Annotated in this window: 16 protein-coding genes; 7 read left to right on the top strand and 9 right to left on the bottom strand. The window is 36.3% G+C overall.

All coding sequences use genetic code 11. The features are described 5' to 3' along the window. Positions 1 to 19: 19 nt before the first annotated feature. From purD to AC5YC8_RS07260, 6 genes are all read right to left on the bottom strand, one after another. Complete coding sequence (purD, locus tag AC5YC8_RS07285; RefSeq protein ID WP_496117715.1) at positions 20 to 1,303, bottom strand: phosphoribosylamine--glycine ligase; 1,284 nt, start codon at positions 1,301 to 1,303, stop codon at positions 20 to 22. A gap of 142 nt (positions 1,304 to 1,445) precedes the next feature. Further along, positions 1,446 to 3,020, bottom strand: coding sequence for a bifunctional phosphoribosylaminoimidazolecarboxamide formyltransferase/IMP cyclohydrolase (gene purH, locus AC5YC8_RS07280; RefSeq protein WP_496164061.1), 1,575 nt, complete (start codon positions 3,018 to 3,020; stop codon positions 1,446 to 1,448). A gap of 94 nt (positions 3,021 to 3,114) precedes the next feature. Then, positions 3,115 to 3,384 carry a DNA-binding transcriptional regulator Fis gene (gene fis, locus AC5YC8_RS07275; protein ID WP_001086304.1) on the bottom strand — a complete coding sequence of 90 codons (270 nt, stop codon included), beginning with the start codon at positions 3,382 to 3,384 and terminating at the stop codon, positions 3,115 to 3,117. Between the two features lie 387 nt (positions 3,385 to 3,771). Continuing rightward, positions 3,772 to 4,632, bottom strand: coding sequence for an MJ0042-type zinc finger domain-containing protein (locus tag AC5YC8_RS07270; protein WP_496164060.1), 861 nt, complete (start codon positions 4,630 to 4,632; stop codon positions 3,772 to 3,774). A 22-nt stretch (positions 4,633 to 4,654) separates the two neighbouring features. Further along, positions 4,655 to 5,557 carry a 50S ribosomal protein L11 methyltransferase gene (prmA, locus tag AC5YC8_RS07265; protein ID WP_496117739.1) on the bottom strand — a complete coding sequence of 301 codons (903 nt, stop codon included), beginning with the start codon at positions 5,555 to 5,557 and terminating at the stop codon, positions 4,655 to 4,657. A gap of 118 nt (positions 5,558 to 5,675) precedes the next feature. Next, positions 5,676 to 6,548 (bottom strand): bile acid:sodium symporter family protein, encoded by an 873-nt coding sequence (locus AC5YC8_RS07260; protein ID WP_496164059.1) that lies wholly within the window; start codon positions 6,546 to 6,548, stop codon positions 5,676 to 5,678. A gap of 292 nt (positions 6,549 to 6,840) precedes the next feature. On the opposite strand from AC5YC8_RS07260, the gene mnmG reads away from it, so the two are divergent. Further along, positions 6,841 to 8,721 (top strand): tRNA uridine-5-carboxymethylaminomethyl(34) synthesis enzyme MnmG, encoded by a 1,881-nt coding sequence (gene mnmG / locus AC5YC8_RS07255; RefSeq protein WP_496117743.1) that lies wholly within the window; start codon positions 6,841 to 6,843, stop codon positions 8,719 to 8,721. Between the two features lie 296 nt (positions 8,722 to 9,017). After that, positions 9,018 to 10,220 carry a 3-(3-hydroxy-phenyl)propionate transporter MhpT gene (gene mhpT, locus AC5YC8_RS07250; protein ID WP_496164058.1) on the top strand — a complete coding sequence of 401 codons (1,203 nt, stop codon included), beginning with the start codon at positions 9,018 to 9,020 and terminating at the stop codon, positions 10,218 to 10,220. A 392-nt stretch (positions 10,221 to 10,612) separates the two neighbouring features. Here mhpT and AC5YC8_RS07245 read toward each other — a convergent pair whose 3' ends face one another. After that, positions 10,613 to 11,611 (bottom strand): helix-turn-helix transcriptional regulator, encoded by a 999-nt coding sequence (locus tag AC5YC8_RS07245; protein WP_496117746.1) that lies wholly within the window; start codon positions 11,609 to 11,611, stop codon positions 10,613 to 10,615. A gap of 221 nt (positions 11,612 to 11,832) precedes the next feature. Between AC5YC8_RS07245 and AC5YC8_RS07240 the strand changes: the two genes are divergently transcribed. The 5 genes from AC5YC8_RS07240 to AC5YC8_RS07220 all read left to right on the top strand — a co-directional run bounded on the left by AC5YC8_RS07240 (position 11,833) and on the right by AC5YC8_RS07220 (position 16,028). Next, positions 11,833 to 13,383, top strand: a complete 1,551-nt coding sequence (locus tag AC5YC8_RS07240) for a circularly permuted type 2 ATP-grasp protein (RefSeq protein ID WP_496164057.1) — start codon at positions 11,833 to 11,835, stop codon at positions 13,381 to 13,383. Between the two features lie 24 nt (positions 13,384 to 13,407). After that, entirely contained in the window at positions 13,408 to 14,010 is a 603-nt protein-coding gene (locus AC5YC8_RS07235) for an alpha-E domain-containing protein (RefSeq protein WP_496117750.1), read from the top strand. Next, complete coding sequence (locus tag AC5YC8_RS07230; protein ID WP_496164056.1) at positions 14,007 to 14,786, top strand: transglutaminase family protein; 780 nt, start codon at positions 14,007 to 14,009, stop codon at positions 14,784 to 14,786. Before AC5YC8_RS07235 ends, AC5YC8_RS07230 begins: the two co-directional genes overlap by 4 nt. Before the next feature lie 18 nt (positions 14,787 to 14,804). Further along, positions 14,805 to 15,539 (top strand): proteasome-type protease, encoded by a 735-nt coding sequence (locus AC5YC8_RS07225; protein ID WP_496164055.1) that lies wholly within the window; start codon positions 14,805 to 14,807, stop codon positions 15,537 to 15,539. A 78-nt stretch (positions 15,540 to 15,617) separates the two neighbouring features. Beyond that, the gene (locus tag AC5YC8_RS07220) at positions 15,618 to 16,028 is read left to right on the top strand and encodes a BLUF domain-containing protein (protein WP_496164054.1); all 411 of its coding nucleotides are present in this window, start codon (positions 15,618 to 15,620) and stop codon (positions 16,026 to 16,028) included. Between the two features lie 50 nt (positions 16,029 to 16,078). Here the strand turns inward: AC5YC8_RS07220 and alr are convergent, their stop codons facing one another. Together alr and dnaB are read right to left on the bottom strand one after the other, a co-directional pair. Next, entirely contained in the window at positions 16,079 to 17,152 is a 1,074-nt protein-coding gene (alr, locus tag AC5YC8_RS07215; protein ID WP_496164053.1) for an alanine racemase, read from the bottom strand. Between the two features lie 700 nt (positions 17,153 to 17,852). Continuing rightward, complete coding sequence (gene dnaB / locus AC5YC8_RS07210) at positions 17,853 to 19,298, bottom strand: replicative DNA helicase (RefSeq protein WP_496117760.1); 1,446 nt, start codon at positions 19,296 to 19,298, stop codon at positions 17,853 to 17,855. Positions 19,299 to 19,362 lie beyond the last annotated feature (64 nt).

Genomic DNA, 19,362 nt, shown 5'->3' with positions numbered 1-19,362 from the left:
TATTTAATCTAAATATAGATTAAGCATTTTCACGAGCAATCGCACGGTAACCAATATCTTTACGGTATTGAACACCATCAAAAGTCACTTTTTCGCAAAGTTCTAAAGCTTTTGCTTGAGCTTCGCCAATCGTATTACCTAGTGCAGTTACGCAAAGTACACGACCGCCAGCAGTTACGATGTCGCCATTTTCATTGGCTTTAGTACCTGCATGGAAAACTTTAGCATCTGTCATTTGTGTATCTAAACCTGTAATGACATCGCCATTGCTAGACGTTTCAGGGTAACCCTTAGACGCTAAAACGATACCTACAGTTTTACGCTCATCCCATTCAGCCTCGGCAGGTAAGTTACCATCTAAACCTGCTTGAACTAAATCAACCAAAGATGATTTTAAACGCATCATAATTGGTTGAGTTTCAGGATCACCAAAACGACAGTTAAATTCGATTACTTTTGGTTGACCTTGTTCATCAATCATCAAGCCTGCATACAAGAAGCCTGTGTAAACATGACCGTCTTTCTTCATGCCTTCAACAGTTGGACGCATCACTTCATTCATTGCTTTTTCAAAAACGTCTGAAGTTACAACAGGAGCAGGAGAGTAAGCACCCATACCGCCTGTGTTAGGACCTTGGTCACCTTCAAAAATACGTTTGTGATCTTGCGATGTTGCCATTGGTAAGATGTTGTCGCCATCAATCATACAAATGAAAGAAGCTTCTTCACCTGCAAGGAATTCTTCAATAACAACGCGAGAACCTGCATCACCAAATTTATTGCCTGCAAGCATGTCATCAATTGCATCGAATGCTTCTTGATTAGTCATTGCAACAATTACGCCTTTACCCGCAGCAAGACCATCTGCCTTGATCACGATTGGCGCACCATTTTTCTCCACAAATGCTTTAGCTGCATCTACTTCGGTAAATACATCATAAAAAGCAGTTGGAATGTTATGGCGTTTTAAGAAGTGTTTAGCGAAAGCTTTAGAGCCTTCAAGCTGTGCAGCAAATTGCGTTGGTCCCCAAACTTTAACACCTGCTTCGCGGCAAGCATCTACAACACCATTTACAAGCGGTGCTTCAGGGCCAACAATAATCATTTCTACTGCATTATTTTTTGCAAAATCGATAATTGCAGGATTGTCGAGAATGTCTAAAGCGACATTTTCACATTTATTTTCAGTTGCGCTACCTGCGTTACCCGGTGCTACAAATACTTTAGCGACTTGATCGTCTTGTGCGATTTTCCATGCGAGTGCATGTTCACGGCCGCCACTACCCAAAACTAAAATGTTCATCTTTAGAAAACCCTCGAAAATGAAATTCCGAAAAACCGAATGCGGTTTAAAATCATTCACATCTTAACGCAAGATGGAAAAAAATACTGATGTAATAAACCCTCCTGAATTGAAGGAGGGTTTATTTTTTAAGTTTTACAACTTAGTGGCGGAAATGACGCATGCCTGTGAAGACCATTGCAATACCAGCTTCGTCAGCTGCTGCAATTGTTTCTTCATCACGCATAGAACCACCTGGTTGAATAATGCATTTAATACCTGCTTTCGCAGCGTTATCAATACCATCACGGAATGGGAAGAATGCATCAGATGCCATTACAGCGCCTTCAACCACTAAACCTGCATGTTCAGCTTTAATAGCAGCAATACGAGCCGAGTTTACGCGACTCATTTGACCTGCGCCTACACCAATCGTTTGACGGCCTTTTGCATAAACAATCGCATTAGATTTCACGTATTTTGCTACTTTCCAAGCAAAGATCATGTCATCAATTTCAGCTTCTGTAGGAGCGCGCTTAGTTACAACTTTAAGATCATCTTTAGTAATCATACCTAAGTCTTGATCTTGAACGAGTAAACCGCCATTTACGCGTTTGTAGTCAAGTTGAGCTTGACGTGCATCAATTGCTGGAAGTTCGCCACATACAAGTACACGTACGTTTTTCTTCGCACCTGTAACTTCTAAAACGCCTTCAGCGATGCTTGGAGCAATAATGACCTCAACGAATTGACGGTCTACAATTGCTTGAGCAGTTGCAACGTCTAATTCACGGTTAAATGCAATAATGCCACCAAATGCAGACTCAGGATCTGTTGCATACGCTAAGTTATAAGCTGCTTGAATGCCATCTAGAGAAACAGCAACGCCACATGGATTTGCATGTTTAACAATTACACAAGCAGGTTTAGCGAATGACTTAACACATTCAAGTGCTGCGTCAGTGTCTGCAATGTTGTTATAAGATAATTCTTTACCTTGTAATTGTTTTGCAGTTGAAACAGACGCTTCAGAAGCTGTGTCTTCAACATAGAAAGCAGCAGATTGGTGCGGATTTTCACCGTAACGAAGATCTTGTACTTTATTTAATTGAGTGTTGAATGTGCGAGCAAACTTATCAGCTTCGCCTTCTTCTTTACCAACACGAGCACCTAAGTAAGATGCAATCATACCGTCATATTGAGCAGTATGTTCAAATGCTTTAACAGCTAAGTCAAAACGAGTTGCATGGCTTAATGAACCTTCAGCTTTTAGCTCTGCAACAACAGTAGAGTAGTCAGATGCATTGACTACGATACCTACAGATGCATGGTTTTTTGCCGCAGCACGAACCATTGTAGGACCACCAATGTCGATGTTTACGATTGCATCAGCAAGTGAGCAGTTTGGTTTAGCAACTGTTGCAGCAAATGGATAAAGGTTTACAACAACTAAATCGATAGCATCGATGTTGTGTTCAGCCATTACAGCTTCGTCTAGACCACGACGAGCTAAAATACCACCATGAATTTTAGGATGAAGTGTTTTAACACGTCCATCCATCATTTCAGGAAAACCTGTGTGCTCTGAAACTTCAACTACGGCAACATTATTGTCTTTCAACAATTTGTATGTACCGCCAGTAGATAAAATTTCTACCCCTAGAGCAGCAAGTTCTTGTGCAAATTCAACAATACCAGTTTTGTCGGAAACAGAGATTAAAGCGCGTTTGATAGTCATGATCTTCGTCACAGTCTTTAAGGAACAGATTAAAACAAATTAGCTATATTACAGATAAAAAAAATGCCTGCGGTAGCCGCAAGCATTTTATCAGTTATTCACTCATTAAACCGTGAGCTTTCAACTTTTTACGTAAAGTACCACGGTTAAGTCCTAGAATCTCGGCAGCGCGAGTTTGATTACCACGCGTATATTCTAGAACCACAGATAAAAGAGGTTTCTCCATTTCTGCCAACACCATGTCGTAAACTTGTGATGGTTGCTCACCTTGCAATTGTGCAAAGTAGTGGCGAACTGCGCGATCTACGTGAATACGAAGAGCAACATCAGATTGAGCAGTAAAAATAGGAGATTTGCTATTCATGCGAATTAATCCGAAACAAATATCACTTGGGTAAAGTGATATATAAATATGGTCTATAAAATTTAACGAATATTCAGTTTTAGATCCTAAAACGGAATATTTTAAAACTGGTGTATAGCTTGCCACAACTCAGAGCTTTGGTCGAAATTTAAGCGTAACAATAGTTAAAGATTTGTTACAGACCATTCGTAAACAAAAAAATCTACTCAATACGCAATAAGATTCATAAAGCGCATTTTGTGGATGTAATTATGTTGTGAATTAAGCGAGGAGTTTGCAGCACAAAGCTTTCGTGGCGCGTATCATACCATTGTAAAAAGAAAAGTGAGCAAGAAAACTGCATTTTTTTTACTTTTTTTTGCAAATTTTAATAGTTTTTTTCAATATTCAGGGTCTAATGATTTCGATTTGGTAGTCATTGAAGTCTTTTTTAGCGATTGGGACAATAATATTGAAGTTGAACGGACTATTTTGTGGAATTCGCTCAACATCAATCAAACTTTTAATTAAGTATTCTTGAGGTCGATAGATATGTGAGTACACAGTTACATTATCGTTTAATAAGTTTACACGAATAAGAGGAAGTGCAAGGCTGTATTCGTTGTGGTTAATTACATAACCAGACAATTTAGTTGAATTAGGCTTGACTGAGGTTGCTTTGATATCAACTAAGTCGACAAGTTTGTATTGCTGAATAATGCTTTCACATTGAAAAACATTACATACTTTAACGTAGGCACTATTTATAAAGGAGTTGTTGTTTATGATTTTAGGGTTGGCTATTACGATTTGAATCAAGAAAATGATAATTAAAGAAAAATTAATAAGGCCCCAAATCGCATAATACCCAATGCCATTTTTTTTATCTTTCATAAACTCACTTTCTTTAGATAAGTTAAGTGAGGGTAATGTGTTAATGGGTTCTGGGTTGAAATAGTTTAAATTGTTTAAATAGGTTCTTAAGCTAATAGCTGAATTTTCAACTGTGGCATCAAAAATTTTGACTACATTTGACGCTAAAGTGGGCGTGTATTGGGTAATTATATCATTTGAGTCTTTTTCTGCTTCAGTAAACTGATAAGAAATAGATGTATCGAATTCTGTATGAGGTGTGTTTAAGTATGAAATTGCATTAAATGTAAACTCACATTTAGGACAACAAACCATGCCCTGAGCTGCAGTCAGCTGAGGTACAGTAACTTTATATGTCGTATGACATTCAGGGCATGTAGTTTGTTTTTCACTCATATATTATTCTATTGTTGTGCTATTAGAATGAATGACGCTTCCCAGAGATTCTGCACCAGTATTCGTCGCGTGTTTCTACTTGTAATATATCAAAAAATTCAGAATATACACTAGAAACTTCTTCAACTTGTTCTTGAATAACACCTGCAAGTGCAAATTCACTTTCAGATTTTACAAGAGTTGCAAATTGTGGAGCAAGCATCATTAATGGACCTGCAAGAATGTTTGCTACAAAAACATCTGCTTTTTGGTCTTTTAATGTTTCGTTAAACTCATCAGGTAAACCTACGTATAGGTTTTCTAATACGCCATTTAACTCTGCATTTTGTTGTGTTGCTAATACAGCTTGTGGGTCAATATCTGTGGCATATACTTTTTTAGCACCTAATAAAAGGGCAGCTACACCTAAAATACCTGAACCACAGCCATAATCGATGACAATTTTATCTTTAACATCTGTTTTGCCTAACCATTGTAAGCAAAGGAATGTAGATGCATGGTTGCCTGTACCAAATGCTAGACCTGGATCTAACTTAATATTTACTGCATCAGCTTCAGGTGGTTCCATCCATTCTGGAACAATCCAGTATTTCTCGCCAATTTGAATTGGTTCGTAAGCATCCATCCAAGTGCGTTCCCACTCTTGGTCTTCCATAAATTCGCTACGCATAGGTTCGGTTGGAAGCTGAGTGCGAATAAATGTTTCTAATGCAGCAACATCAATTTCTTCATCATCTTCTTGAGCGTAAATACCCGTCACAATCACTTTATTCCAAAGTGGTGTTTCGCCTGGAAGTGGCTCAAGCAAGTCTTGATTTTCAGCATCATCTAAAGTAACGCTGACTGCGCCAAGAGATTCTAAAAGAGTTTCGGTAAAATCGACTTGAGCTTGCTCAACAGTAATATGAATTTGTAACCACTTCACGGGAATAACCTAAAAAATTTTATATCTTGAGTATTGTAGCCGATCTACAAGAACACTGCTTAGAAATTGGAGTAATGATGTTTAGGTACTACTCCAATTTCTAGTTTTGGGGTTTGAATTAAGTGTTTTGTATTGTAGGGTGTTTTGATCGAGTAATCATAAAACCAAAGGCTGCAGCAAAAATATACATAAAAATTGAATACACTGCGGCAGGCATGGCAATGGTGGTGTTTGCCATAACGGTTAATGCAATGGTCATGGCTAAAGTACTATTATGAATGCCAATTTCAAAGGCACAAGCACGTGCTTGCGTACTGCTAATACCTAAAAGACGCGGCACGAAATATCCAATGGCTAAACTGAATGCACAAAACAGAGCTGTTGCAAGCCCAACTTGAGTTAAATATGTCGCAATATTTTGACGCTCTGCAAATATTGCAAGAATAATAATCGCGATTAAGAAGATGACAGCAAAAATGCGTAAAGGCTTATTTAGTTTTTCAGTTAACTTAGGCGCATAGTGTCGAATGAGCATTCCAATAGCAACGGGAACAATAATAATGGCAAATACTTGCACTATTTTTGACAAAGGTAGAGCGATTTGCTGACTTTCTTGCATAAAGTGCAATATAGAAAAGTTCATAATTAAAGGTAGAGTAACAGCTGCCACCACTGAATTTATTGCGGTTAAACTAATATTAAGCGCAATATCTCCTTTAAATAAGTAACTAAATAAGTTTGCTGTACTACCACCCGGAGAGGCTGCAAGTAGCATTAAACCCACGGCAAGTAATGGTGGTAATGCAAGAACTTTACATAATATAAAGGCAACACCCACCAAAATAACCAATTGACAAAATAAGGCAATGAGTACTGCTTTAGGATGTTTAGAAACACGTTTAAAATCGTTAAGGGTTAGTTCTAGGCCTAAACCAATCATAATAATGGCTAATGCTAAGGGCAAAAGCACAGTAATAATTCCCATATTCATAGATTACTCCTGTAAATATTGTCATTTTTTTGCATATTCCATATGCACTTACTTGTTTTGAATTTAGTTTTAATATTTTAAATATAAGGTTATATAAACCATACTTATATGAGCTTTGTAAACCACAAAAAATGACGGTGTTTTATTGGGTTTATATGCGAGTCTTTGTTTGTTGAAAATGACCATATTTTTAATGCATTTTTTTATTACGATAAATTCGACTTAATTTGTCAACTTAGACGCTAAATTTTGCTACAATATTCAGTCATTATTTTTATCTCTCAATACCATTATGCATTATCCTAAAGTTTACGATGTCATTGTTATCGGCGGTGGTCACGCAGGTACAGAAGCAGCATTGGCTGCGGCACGTATGGGTCGACAGACTTTACTCTTAACTCACAATATTGAGACTTTAGGGCAGATGAGCTGTAACCCAGCCATTGGTGGTATTGGTAAGTCACATCTTGTGCGTGAAATTGATGCCTTGGGCGGTGCAATGGCACTTGCTGCCGATAAAGGTGGTATTCAATTTCGTATTCTAAACTCTCGTAAAGGTGCGGCAGTTCGTGCAACACGTGCTCAAGCAGACCGTGTACGTTTTAAAGCTGCAATTCGTGAAACATTAGAAAATCAAGCAAATTTAGATATTTTCCAACAAGCAGCAGATGACTTAATTGTTGAAGGCGATACCGTTAAAGGCGTAATTACGCAAATGGGTGTACGCTTCGATGCGAAAACTGTTGTATTAACAACGGGTACATTCTTAGGCGGTGTAATTCACATTGGTCTAAACAATGCATCGGGCGGTCGTGCGGGTGATCCTCCGTCTATTTCTTTAGCTGCACGTTTACGTGAGTTAAATTTACCTGTGGGTCGTTTAAAAACAGGTACGCCACCACGTATTGATGCACGTTCAGTTGATTTCTCTGTAATGACAGCACAGCCGGGTGATTTCCCATCTCCGACCATGTCATTTATGGGTGATGCTTCAATGCATCCTGAACAAGTGAATTGCTATATCACGCATACGAATGAACGTACACATGACATTATTCGTGGTGGTTTAGACCGTTCACCAATGTATACAGGTGTAATTGAGGGTGTGGGTCCACGTTACTGCCCATCAATTGAAGATAAAATTCACAAATTTGCAGACAAAGATTCGCACCAAGTGTTTATTGAGCCAGAAGGTTTAGATACACACGAGCTTTATCCAAATGGTATTTCTACATCTTTACCATTTGATGTTCAGTTTGAATTGGTTCGCTCGATTCGTGGTATGGAGAATGCACATATTCTTCGTCCAGGTTATGCAATTGAGTACGATTATTTTAACCCACAAGCATTGAAATTCTCTTTAGAAACTAAAGCCATTAATAACTTGTATTTTGCAGGTCAAATTAACGGTACAACAGGTTATGAAGAAGCGGGTGCGCAAGGTTTACTTGCAGGCTTGAACGCTGCACGCCGTGCGTGGGATCAAGAGCAGTGGACACCGAAACGTGATGAAGCGTACATGGGCGTTCTTGTAGATGATTTAATTACATTAGGTACAAAAGAACCGTACCGTATGTTCACTTCACGTGCGGAATATCGTTTGATGCTTCGTGAAGATAATGCAGATCAGCGCTTAACAGCAATTGGTCGTGAAATGGGTCTTGTGGATGATGCACGTTGGGATTCTTTCTGCCAAAAAATGGAAGCGATTGAAACTGAAAAAGGTCGTTTACAGCATCTTTGGGCTGCGCCAAATAATCCTTTAGGTAAGAAGTTTGTAGATTTAACAGGCGATGATTTATCTAAAGAAACCAATGCGATTGATTTGTTAAAACGTCCAAATATTAATTTCTCACAAATTGCTGAAATTACAGGTTCTGAAGTTTCTGCTTTTGTTGGTGAGCAAATTGAAATTGCGGTGAAATATGCGGGTTATATTAACCGTCAGCAAGAAGATGTTGCTCAAATGAAGCGTCTTGAAGAAACTCAAATTCCTGCTGATTTTGATTATGATGTGGTTTCAGGTCTTTCTCGTGAAATTACGTTGAAGTTAAAGGATGTTCGCCCTGAAACTTTAGCGCAAGCAAGTCGTATTCCAGGTGTTACACCTGCGGCTGTTCAATTGGTGATGATTACAATTCGTAAAAATAACCAAGCAAAAAAATCTGCATAAGATTTTGAGCTAATAAAAAAACCCGCTAAATGCGGGTTTTTTTTATGTTTTTACGACACTATTATAAAAAACTATCGAACGATCATGAAAACAAAGTGATTGATTTAAACTATTGTTTTATTAAGTTTTAATTATAATAAATACAAATAAGACCTTATGTTCTTTTGTATTGAATTCAGACTAAATTACTGTACTTTCATTTGTGGCGATACTAATGTAGTGATGTTTATTCATCTTTAATATCTAGAGAATATGAAATGAGTTTATTAACAAATTCATTCACTAAGGATAGAACGATGAATATTCAAAGCAGCAAAATGCAAAAAATATTGACCGTGTTTTTATGTTTCTGGGTGGCTTTTTTCGAAGGTTTCGATTTACAAGCGCCGGGTATTGCAGCAAAAGGAATCGCTGAAACATTTGCATTAGACCAAGTTCAGTTAGGTTATGTATTTAGCCTAGGCGTATTTGGAATGCTATTTGGTGCATTTTTAGGTGGTCGTGTCGCAGACTATCTAGGACAAAAGAAAGTTCTTATTTTGTCTATTTTAATTTTTGGCGTATTTATGACCATTACGGCAATCGCACCAAATACCGAAATTTTATATATTGCACGCTTTTTAACAGGCTTAGGTTTAGGTGCTGCAATGCCAACCATGATTTCTGTGGTAGGTGATGAAGCAACTGAACAAAATCGCGGTAAATTAAATAGTCTGATGTATTGCGGACTACCTGTAGGTGCAATTTTTGTAGCAGGTTTAGCAGTATTCTTTAAAGATATTGCTTGGCAAACTTTATTCTTAATTGGTGGTTTAACTCCACTGATTCTTATTCCTTTTATGATGATTATTCTAAAAGATAAGAAAAAAGAGAATGTTGCGATAGATCAAGCTGATGTACCTAAAATGGCGGAAGTTCTATTTGCCGAGCAGCGTTATAAGTACACAGTACCACTTTGGGTAAGCTTCTTTTTCACATTAATGATCAACTATATTTTGATTAGTTGGTTACCAAATTTATTAATGGCGCAAGGCTTAGAAAAGCAACAAGCATTTATGATTATGTTGTTATTCCAAGTGGGAGCTGTCATTGGAACATTAGGTTTAGGGTACTTATTAGACCGTTTAAAGCTTTGGCAAATGGCGTGTATTATTTACATTGGTCTATTATTTGCGGTTGTTCTTCTATTCACAACAAACTCAATTCCGATGCTTGTTTTGGCTGGAATTATGGGTGGTATTTTTTCTACTGGCGGTCAATCAATTTTATACGGTATTTCACCTATCTTTTACTCAGGTCAGGGCAAAGTGACAGGTGTAGGAAGCGCGATTTCACTTGGGCGTTTAGGTGCAATGACAGGACCATTGCTTACAGGGAAAATACTTGCTTTAGGATTAGGTACGACAGGTATTTTAATCGCAAGCGCTCCGGGTATCATTATCTCTGCAATTGCAGTTACTGCTTTATCTAAATATAAAGCCAGTTTGAAAGATAAATAATTTAAAGATCTAATGATTTAAAAAGACGATGTATTTAAAAGCTAAAGTGACTACGGTTACTTTAGCTTTTTTCTTGATAAGAACAGCAAGTTTCATCTTTAATAGCAAAGATGATTTATTTAGCACATCAACTTATTTCACAAAAAAGAGTAAAACGATTAAATTAATTTTATGTTTAAAACTAGAGGTAAATATGATGACAATGAAGCGTATTCGTTATAACAATTCAGATTTAGCATGCTTATGCTCAAACTGAACTGTCAAATAACTCGTATAAAGAGCAACGAAGTTTGTAATATCGGGTGTCTTGTTTGCAAGCTTCGATTTCTATAAACCAACAGCGCAAAAAATGACAAAAATATAAAAATAAAATCCCTTAATTGGGGCTTTTTTTAATCTTCAATTTCATAAACAGCATTATATACATCTATCGGTTCAATATCTTGAATGCGTCGTCCAAAGCTGCGCAACCACCAAACAAGCTGAGAGGTGAATGGAACAGATGCTTGTATTTGAACTAGGTCATTGCCTAAATCTTCCATCACCTGATCTTTACTTAGCTGACTTTCTTCAAAGTATGCTGCATTTTCAGTGGTCATGGTGAGTTTTAATTTCACCAAATCAGTTGGTTTTGTATAGTCTACACGGAAACCTAATGCACCCGATTCGATATATTTATCTATATCAAAATCAACAGGATGTAATGCACGAGAATTCAGAACTTTGGCTGTTTTAAAACGATGCAAGGCGAAAGTTTGTATATCTGTTTTATCCAAACGGGTGCATATTAAATAAATAACAGCACCTTTTTGAACCAATGCTAAGGGGTTAAGTACATAGGTTTTTTCTTCTGCACCAATTGTACGTGCATGATAAACACATTCAAGTTGCTTATCTTGCAATAATCCTTCATAAATGGCTTGTTGAGAACCACGATCTACCAATGGTGGAATAAGTGGTTGATTTGCAGGCACAATCCGAACGCGGTTAATCCATTGGCGAACGTTATTTTGGGTAGATAAACTTCGACGTGCAAGGTCAAACCATGGGTTCATTTCCTCCACCAAACTTGGTGGAAGTAAATGTTTTAGATGTTCTTCAACCATCATAAAGGTGACTGCTTGAGAGCTTGTCATATGTGGCAAACTTTGAATTGGTGCATCTGCACGCCAGCGCCAACCTTGTGGAACTGTCCCATTATTTTCAATAGGAAAGCGTTGTGATATTTGGTTTAAATCACGTTGAATGGTTCGCAAACTGATATCGATACCTTCACGTTGTAATATTTCTTGTAATTCACGTGTACCCATCCATTTTCCTGTAGATAGACGGGAAAGAATTTGCCATTGGCGATATAGAGTATTCGAAGTTTCTTTTTCTTGTGCTTGCATAAGGAATCAAAAGATAATGAATTGAAAATATGAGTTGAATACAGCACACAATATGAAAACTATATTCTTTTAGCAAGTAAATTTAATAATTTCATATTCAATCGATAGTTCTTCTATATTTGCAATTTAATTTTAAAACACATAGCTTCTTCATTATTAGAATAATTTTGGCACTTAAATTGCTTACAATAATTACATAAAATTACAAAGTAGAGGTTTGTATGCTTAAAGAAGATTATGGCTTAGATAACACTTTAGAAAATGTGGCTACAAATCAGAGTATCGAAACACCACCATCATATATATTCACACAGTCTGCTGTAGCGAAAACTAAATATACAAACAACGAGTTAAGTTCGCGTTTCTTTAATGAATTATTAGATGATAAATCTATGTCTGGAAATGCGGGACCAAATATTGAGCGATGGTTAGCGCAACATAGTTTAAACGATTTGCATGCTTTAAATGATGCAGCAAAAACACATTTCTTATATGAAGGTATTACTTTTTCGGTTTATGGGGAGCAAGAAGGGATTGAACGAACGATTCCATTCGATGTTATTCCACGCATTATTGCGAAAAAACAATGGAATACAATCGCTTTAGGATGTGCACAACGTGTAAGAGCTTTAAATCTATTTTTACATGATATTTATCATCAACAAGAAATTTTAAAAGCAGGCATTGTTCCTGAGTTGCAAGTGCTTACGCATGAAGCATATCAGCCACATATGTTTTCACATGACCTAAAAGGAAAAATTTATAGTCAAATTAGCGGTATTGATATTATTCGCGATCGCGTAGGTGATTTTTATGTACTTGAAGATAATTTAAGAACACCATCTGGCGTGTCTTATATGCTTGAAGGACGTAAAATTAGTCAAAAATTAATGCCAGATTTATGTAAGCAAAACAATATTTTAGCGATTGAACAGTATCCGCAATTGTTAAGAGAAATTCTTGCAGAAAATGCTTATGTAGATAATCCAATGATTGTGGTACTTACGCCAGGTAAATATAACAGTGCTTATTATGAACATGCATTTTTAGCAAGAGAAATGGATGTGCCATTGGTGACATCTAAAGATTTATTTGTTGAAAATGACAAAGTATTTGTCAAAACAATTCGTGGTCGTCAGCAAGTTCATGTGATTTATCGCCGTTTAGATGATGCCTTTATCGATCCACTTTGCTTTAAACCTGATAGTACTTTAGGGGTACCTGGTCTGATGTCGGCATATTTACAAAACAATGTTGTTATCGCAAATGCACCAGGTACAGGGGTTGCAGATGATAAATCAATTTATCCTTATGTAGATAAAATGATTAGTTTTTACTTAGGTGAAGAGCCTGTTCTTAAAAATGTACCAACGTACCAATGTCGTGAACAACAAGATTTAGATTATGTGCTCGATAATCTTGAAAAATTGGTGGTGAAAGAAGCACAGGGTTCAGGTGGATACGGCATGCTTATTGGACCACATGCATGTGAAAAAGAACTTTCAGCTTTTAGAGATAAGCTTATTGCTACACCACATTTATATATTGCACAGCCTACATTAGAGCTTTCTGTTTCGCCAACATTAACTGATAAAGGTATTGCAGAAAGACATATTGATTTACGCCCATTTGTTTTGAGCTCGCCGTATAGAACTGAGATTGTTCCGGGTGGCTTAACACGAGTAGCAATGGAAGAAGGTTCTTTAGTGGTGAACTCATCACAAGGTGGGGGTATTAAAGATACATGGGTTGTCGATTCTCTACATTCATAAGTCTTAGATATTAGGGGAATAAAAATGATTTTATTAAATACAAGTGCAGAAAACATTTTTTGGTTAGGACGTTATATTTCACGTATCCAATATTTATGTCATCAGTTTCCATTTAAGCAAGATAATGAAGCCATTCAATATGCATCTGCATTTTGTTTGCCCGCATTTGATGCAATTTCACTCAATGAGTTGGTTTTGGATGAAAGTAATGCTGTTTCATTTAAGCAGCAATTTGCATATACCAAAGATAATATTCATTCTTTACGTGGTGTGCTGACAGCATTTGGTTATGCTGAATTGAATAAGCTGATTAAGTTGGCAAGTGAAAACCCAGGTTATATCTGTGATGTTGTGGGTGAGTGTTTGGATGTACTTGAAGCAGAATCTCACGACGTTTTTTTATTTTTTAAATTAGGACAAAATATTGAGCAAATTGACCGTCTGATTCGTTTAAATCAAGAAATAGATGAAGCTTTGCAAGAGCTCAGTATTGTAATTGCACTATTAGAAGAATTAGGTTGGGATGCAATTACTGAAGCTTGGGGGAGTTTATCAAAAGAACCTAATGCAACTAACTTTTACCAATTTAGTCATAGTATTCATCAAATGTTTGAGGTGGACGCATGAAATTAATGGTTAATCATCAAACTCATTATTTATATTCAGAAGAAGCTTCAAATAGTATTCAATACATTAAAATGATGCCATTTAATAATAGGCATCAGAATGTTAGATCTTGGGATATTAGTGTCCCTGGTGAAAAGCAAATTAAACGAGATGCATTTAATAATATTTGGATTACTAGTACGCAGCGCTATGCTTATCAGCAAATGACGATCATGGCACAAGGAATTGTTGAGCTAAATTCAACACCTGAAAATGGTCTAGATGACCAGATGAATCCGTATTTATTTATGCAGCCGACACCAAGCACGATGTGTAATGCAGAAATGAAAGAGTTTGCACATCGTTGTGTACCTGTTGTGGATTATGACAGTTTAGTATATTTAGCTGCTGCTATTTTGGAATATATTCCTTATGTACCACAAAGTACGCATGTGAATACAACAGCTATTGAAGCATTTCAGCGTAAAGAAGGAGTATGTCAAGATCATAGTCATGTCTTCATTGCAATGTGTAAATCTTTAGGGCTTGCAGCGCGTTATGTGTCTGGATATTTGTATGTACCCAATCTTTCTCATCTTGCCAGTCACGCATGGGCTGAAGTTTTTTTAAACGATTCATGGTATTGTTTCGACATTAGTAATCAATTATTTACGCCTAGTTCACATATTTACGTTGCAGTTGGACGTGATTATTGGGATGTTGCACCCGTAAGAGGAATGCGCGAAAAGGGTGGGCTAGAAACAATGCACTCTATTGTGCAGGTTTTAGCGTGTTAAAAAAGAAAAGAGGATGTTATGACTTATTGCTGTGCGCTACGTTTAAAAGAAGGTTTAGTATTTATTAGCGATACGCGCACAAATGCGGGTGTAGACCATATTTCAGTATTTAGAAAGTTATATATTTTTGGTAAAGAGGGCGAGCGCTTTTTTACAATTCAAACCTCTGGGAATTTGGCAACAACTCAGGCTGTAATTGGGTACTTAAAAAATCAGCTCACGTTAAAACAAGAGCCAAATTTATATAGTGTAAATACGATGTTTGAAGTGGCTGAATTGGTAGGTCAAACGCTACGTAAGGTAATTAGTGATGTAACGGCCGACACTTTAGAGCAAAGCAATTATTATTGTAGTTTATTGGTTGGTGGGCAAATAGGTGAAGAACCTTTACAGCTATATAATATTTATCCTCAAGGGAATTTTATTAGTGCAACCAAAGACACACCATTTTTCCAAATTGGTGAAAGTAAATATGGAAAACCTATTTTAGATCGTGCTTTAAGTTATGACATGCAAATTGATGAAGCGCTTAGATGTGCTTTAATATCGTTTGACTCAACTTTAAGATCTAATGTGTCTGTAGGTATGCCATTGGATGTTTTGGTTTATAAAAAAGATAGCCTACGCGTTCCTGAAGGCAAAAGAATTAATGAATCAGACCAATATTTTCAAGAAATTAGTAAACAGTGGTCTGAAACTTTGAAAAAAGGCTTACAAGAACTCCCAAAACCGACTAAAGATTATTTTGATTAAATGCTTTATTTCTTCTTATAAAACAAGTACATTGTTATTTCCGGTAGTATGATTTTTATACAGACATAAGGTGGGGATATGTACCAATTAAGTTATGCTAGTTATTCAATCTCGGAAGCTGATAAATTATTTGAAGATCTAAGAAATATTTTAAAAGAAGCTCGTGACTTTAATGTTATTCATAAAATTACAGGTGTCCTTTATTTTGCAGATCAATACTTTTTCCAATGCTTGGAGGGGAGAAAAGAAGACTTAGAGTTCCTTGTTGAAAAGTTAAAAAAAGATTCAAGGCATAAGGATTTTACACTCTTTGAATGTAAGCCTATAGATAAATTACATTTTAAAGATTGGTCAATGAAATATGTAAAACGTAATAGTCTGATTCAAGATTATATGCGTGAACAGGGTTTTCAGCGATTTCAACCAAAACAATTGCGATTATATCAAGTAGATAAGTTGATAGGATTGTTGGTTGATATTGAAGATTAATTTTTTTAAAAAAAGCCCAAATTATTTTGGGCTTTTTATTCTGTTACGTATTAAATTTTCTTGCGAATAGGACGGTTACTTAATCGGCATAATAGTTCATAGCCAATTGTACCATTGGCTTCAGCAACATCATCTACTAAGCGATTTTTACCCCAAAGCTCAACTTCAGTACCTATTTTTATGTTTAAACCTGTTACATCAATTGCAATCATATCCATCGCTACACGACCAATCACAGGAACTTTTTGACCATTGATTGCAACAAAGTTCTGTTTAAAGAAAGCACGTGGATAACCATCACCATAGCCAATTGAAACAATAGCAAGTTCAGTTTCTTTATCTGCAATAAATGTAGAGCCATATCCTACAGATTCACCTGCCTGAATGGTATTTAAAGCAATAATTTCTGCTGTAAATGTCATAACTGGCTTAATATCTAGGTCTTGTACAGTTTTGTCGGCAAAGGGGCTGGCACCGTATAGCATAATTCCAGGCCGTACAAAATCAAAATTAAGCTCAGGCCATTTAAAAATAGCAGCCGAATTACAGCAAGATGCCATGATTGGAGCGCATGCTTCTTTTACGTGTAAGAACTGCTGTTTTTGTTGTTCATTTAAAGGGTGGTGATCTGCATCAGCATTTGCAAAATGCATGGCAAGTACACAAGTAAACCCTTCAGATTTTAAAAGATGAATGACGTTGATAATTTCAGGTACTTTAAAGCCTAAACGGTTCATACCACTATTCAGTTTCACCCAAACTTTTAAATTTTTTGCAATATAGGCATTTTTGTGGCTAAGCAACCAGTCAACTTGTTGTTGATGGTGAACAATAATTTCAATATTTTGATCAATTACGATTTGCATTTCTGTATCAGAAAAAATACCTTCAATCAGCGTAATGGGTTGTTCATAGCCTAATGCACGAATTTCAAGGGCTTCTTCTAAACAAGCTACACCAAAAGCATCTGTATTTGATAAGGCTGCTAAACAGTCTTTTACGCCATGTCCATAGGCATTGGCTTTCACCATGCTGACAATTTTAGCTGTTGGGGCAAGTTGTTTAACGCGATTTAAATTATATTGTAGTGATTCACTGTCAATATAAACAGTTGCTTGGCGCACCTGAATAACTCCTTAAACGAGGAAATAGGGTAACGGATTATCTATTGAGTGACTTAGATCAAATGGAATATGTTTAATTCATCTCACTTACATAATGGTATGAATAATCATGATGTTATTAAAAAATCATGTCATAAGACTAGAAACACAATAGATATAAATATGATTGTTATTGTATGCCTATATAAGTTGTTTTTGTATATATAGTCATAATTGTCTAGGTGATTTTTCTCAATATTTAAATATTATTTAGGAGGTAATCTTACGGAGAAATCGACTTCACCATTTATATCTGGACGCAAACTAATATAATAGGTTTTACTGCTGTTGCATGCACTTACAGTCCAGTATTCAATGACTTCTTTAATACGTCCTTCTGGAGTTTGGTCAATTTTAGAAATTTGGGTATAAATAGAATCAATTTTTCTACATTTCTGTCCGAACCATGTGTTTAATGATTGAGAAATTGTTTTTTAATATCTTTTTTTAAGATGTTATCTGCAACGCTTTCACCTGAAAATTCAGAACTCGCTATAAGTGAATTACTGCAACTGAAAAAAATAATAAAAAATAAAAATTTACGCATAATTACTGCTCTTATTTATTTTGAAGGATAAATAGTAAATTCAGAGATCTTAAAATACTATTTATCCTAGAGCATTTAATGGCTTAAGTATAGGTATAGAAATACGTAGTAATTTTATTCTTCGTCATCATATTGAGCGTAGAATTCAGGAGATAAGTTACTAAAACGCGTGTATTGCCCTTCAAAGGCAAGACGTACTGTACCAATAGGACCATTACGTTGCTTACCAATAATAATTTCAGCCGTACCTGCTTCTTTAGATTCTTTGTTATATACCTCATCACGATAAATAAACATAATCAAATCGGCATCCTGCTCAATCGCACCTGATTCACGTAAGTCAGACATTACAGGGCGTTTATTCGGTCTATTCTCAAGTGATCGGTTAAGCTGTGAAAGTGCAATTACAGGGCACTGCATTTCTTTAGCAAGTGCTTTTAAGCTTCGTGAAATTTCCGAAATCTCACCTACACGGTTATCGCCCATGCCTGGAACTTTCATTAACTGAAGGTAATCGACCATAATACAGCCGAGTTTTCCACCATGTTGTTTGGCAATACGACGTGCGCGTGAACGTACTTCAGTTGGTGGTAAAGCAGATGAGTCATCAATATAAAGATTTTTTTCTTGTAAGTGCACAATGGTACTGGTTACTTTTGACCATTCGTCACTGTCCATTTTACCTGAGCGTAAATGTCCTTGATGTACTCGACCAAAAGATGAAATTAGACGCATGGCAATAGAATCTGCAGGCATTTCCATCGAGTAAACAAGTGCAGGGAGATTGTTGTTGAATAGTACACTTTCAACTAAATTCATAGCAAAAGTGGTTTTACCCATAGACGGACGTGCCGCAACAATAATTAAATCACCTGCTTGCATACCAGAAGTTTTGTTATCTAGCTCAACAAATCCTGTAGTTAAACCTGTAATACTACCTTCAGTTTGTGAAAGTTCATTTAACTTATCAAATACATCTGCAACAACGGTATTAATGGCTTTTGGACCAGCGTTTTTCTTATTGTTGTTATGTTGTTCGGCAATTTGGAAAATATTAGTTTCTGCTAAGTCTAAAATTTCACTGACATTACGACCTTTAGTATCATAAGCATTCTGTAAAATTTCAGAGCTCACTTTAATCATATTTCTTAAAGTTGAAAATTCTTTAATTTTTGTGGCATAGGTTTCAATGTTATAGAAACTTGATGGAGAATCTGCCATTAACTGCATTAAATATTCTTCACCGCCTGCAGCATCGAGCAGATTTTGCTTAATAAGCCAGTCGTTGACTAATACCGCATCGTAAGGTGAGTTTTCTTTTGCAAGTGTATCGATTGCACGGAAAATATATTTGTGGCGTGTTGCATAAAAATCAGATTCTTGAAGTACATCACCTACTTGTTCAAAGGATTCAGCAACAGTCATTAATGCAGCAAGTACAGCTTGTTCAATCGCCAAATTATGTGGTGGCGTACGAAACTCTTTAAGCTGTGCACTTTCGCTAGCGTTAGGTGCTGTTTTAGTCGAATTTTGTTTTGAGTTGGCAGTAGCCTGTGACATATAAATCCCTGATTTTAAAACAGTATATTCAGAATTTTTTTAATGTTTAATTAAGCATTAAGCA

It is taken from the genome of Acinetobacter sp. FY731 (assembly GCF_059515905.1).
The sequence above is the reverse complement of the archived record's forward strand: the minus strand, read 5'-3'. Positions and strand labels throughout refer to the sequence as shown.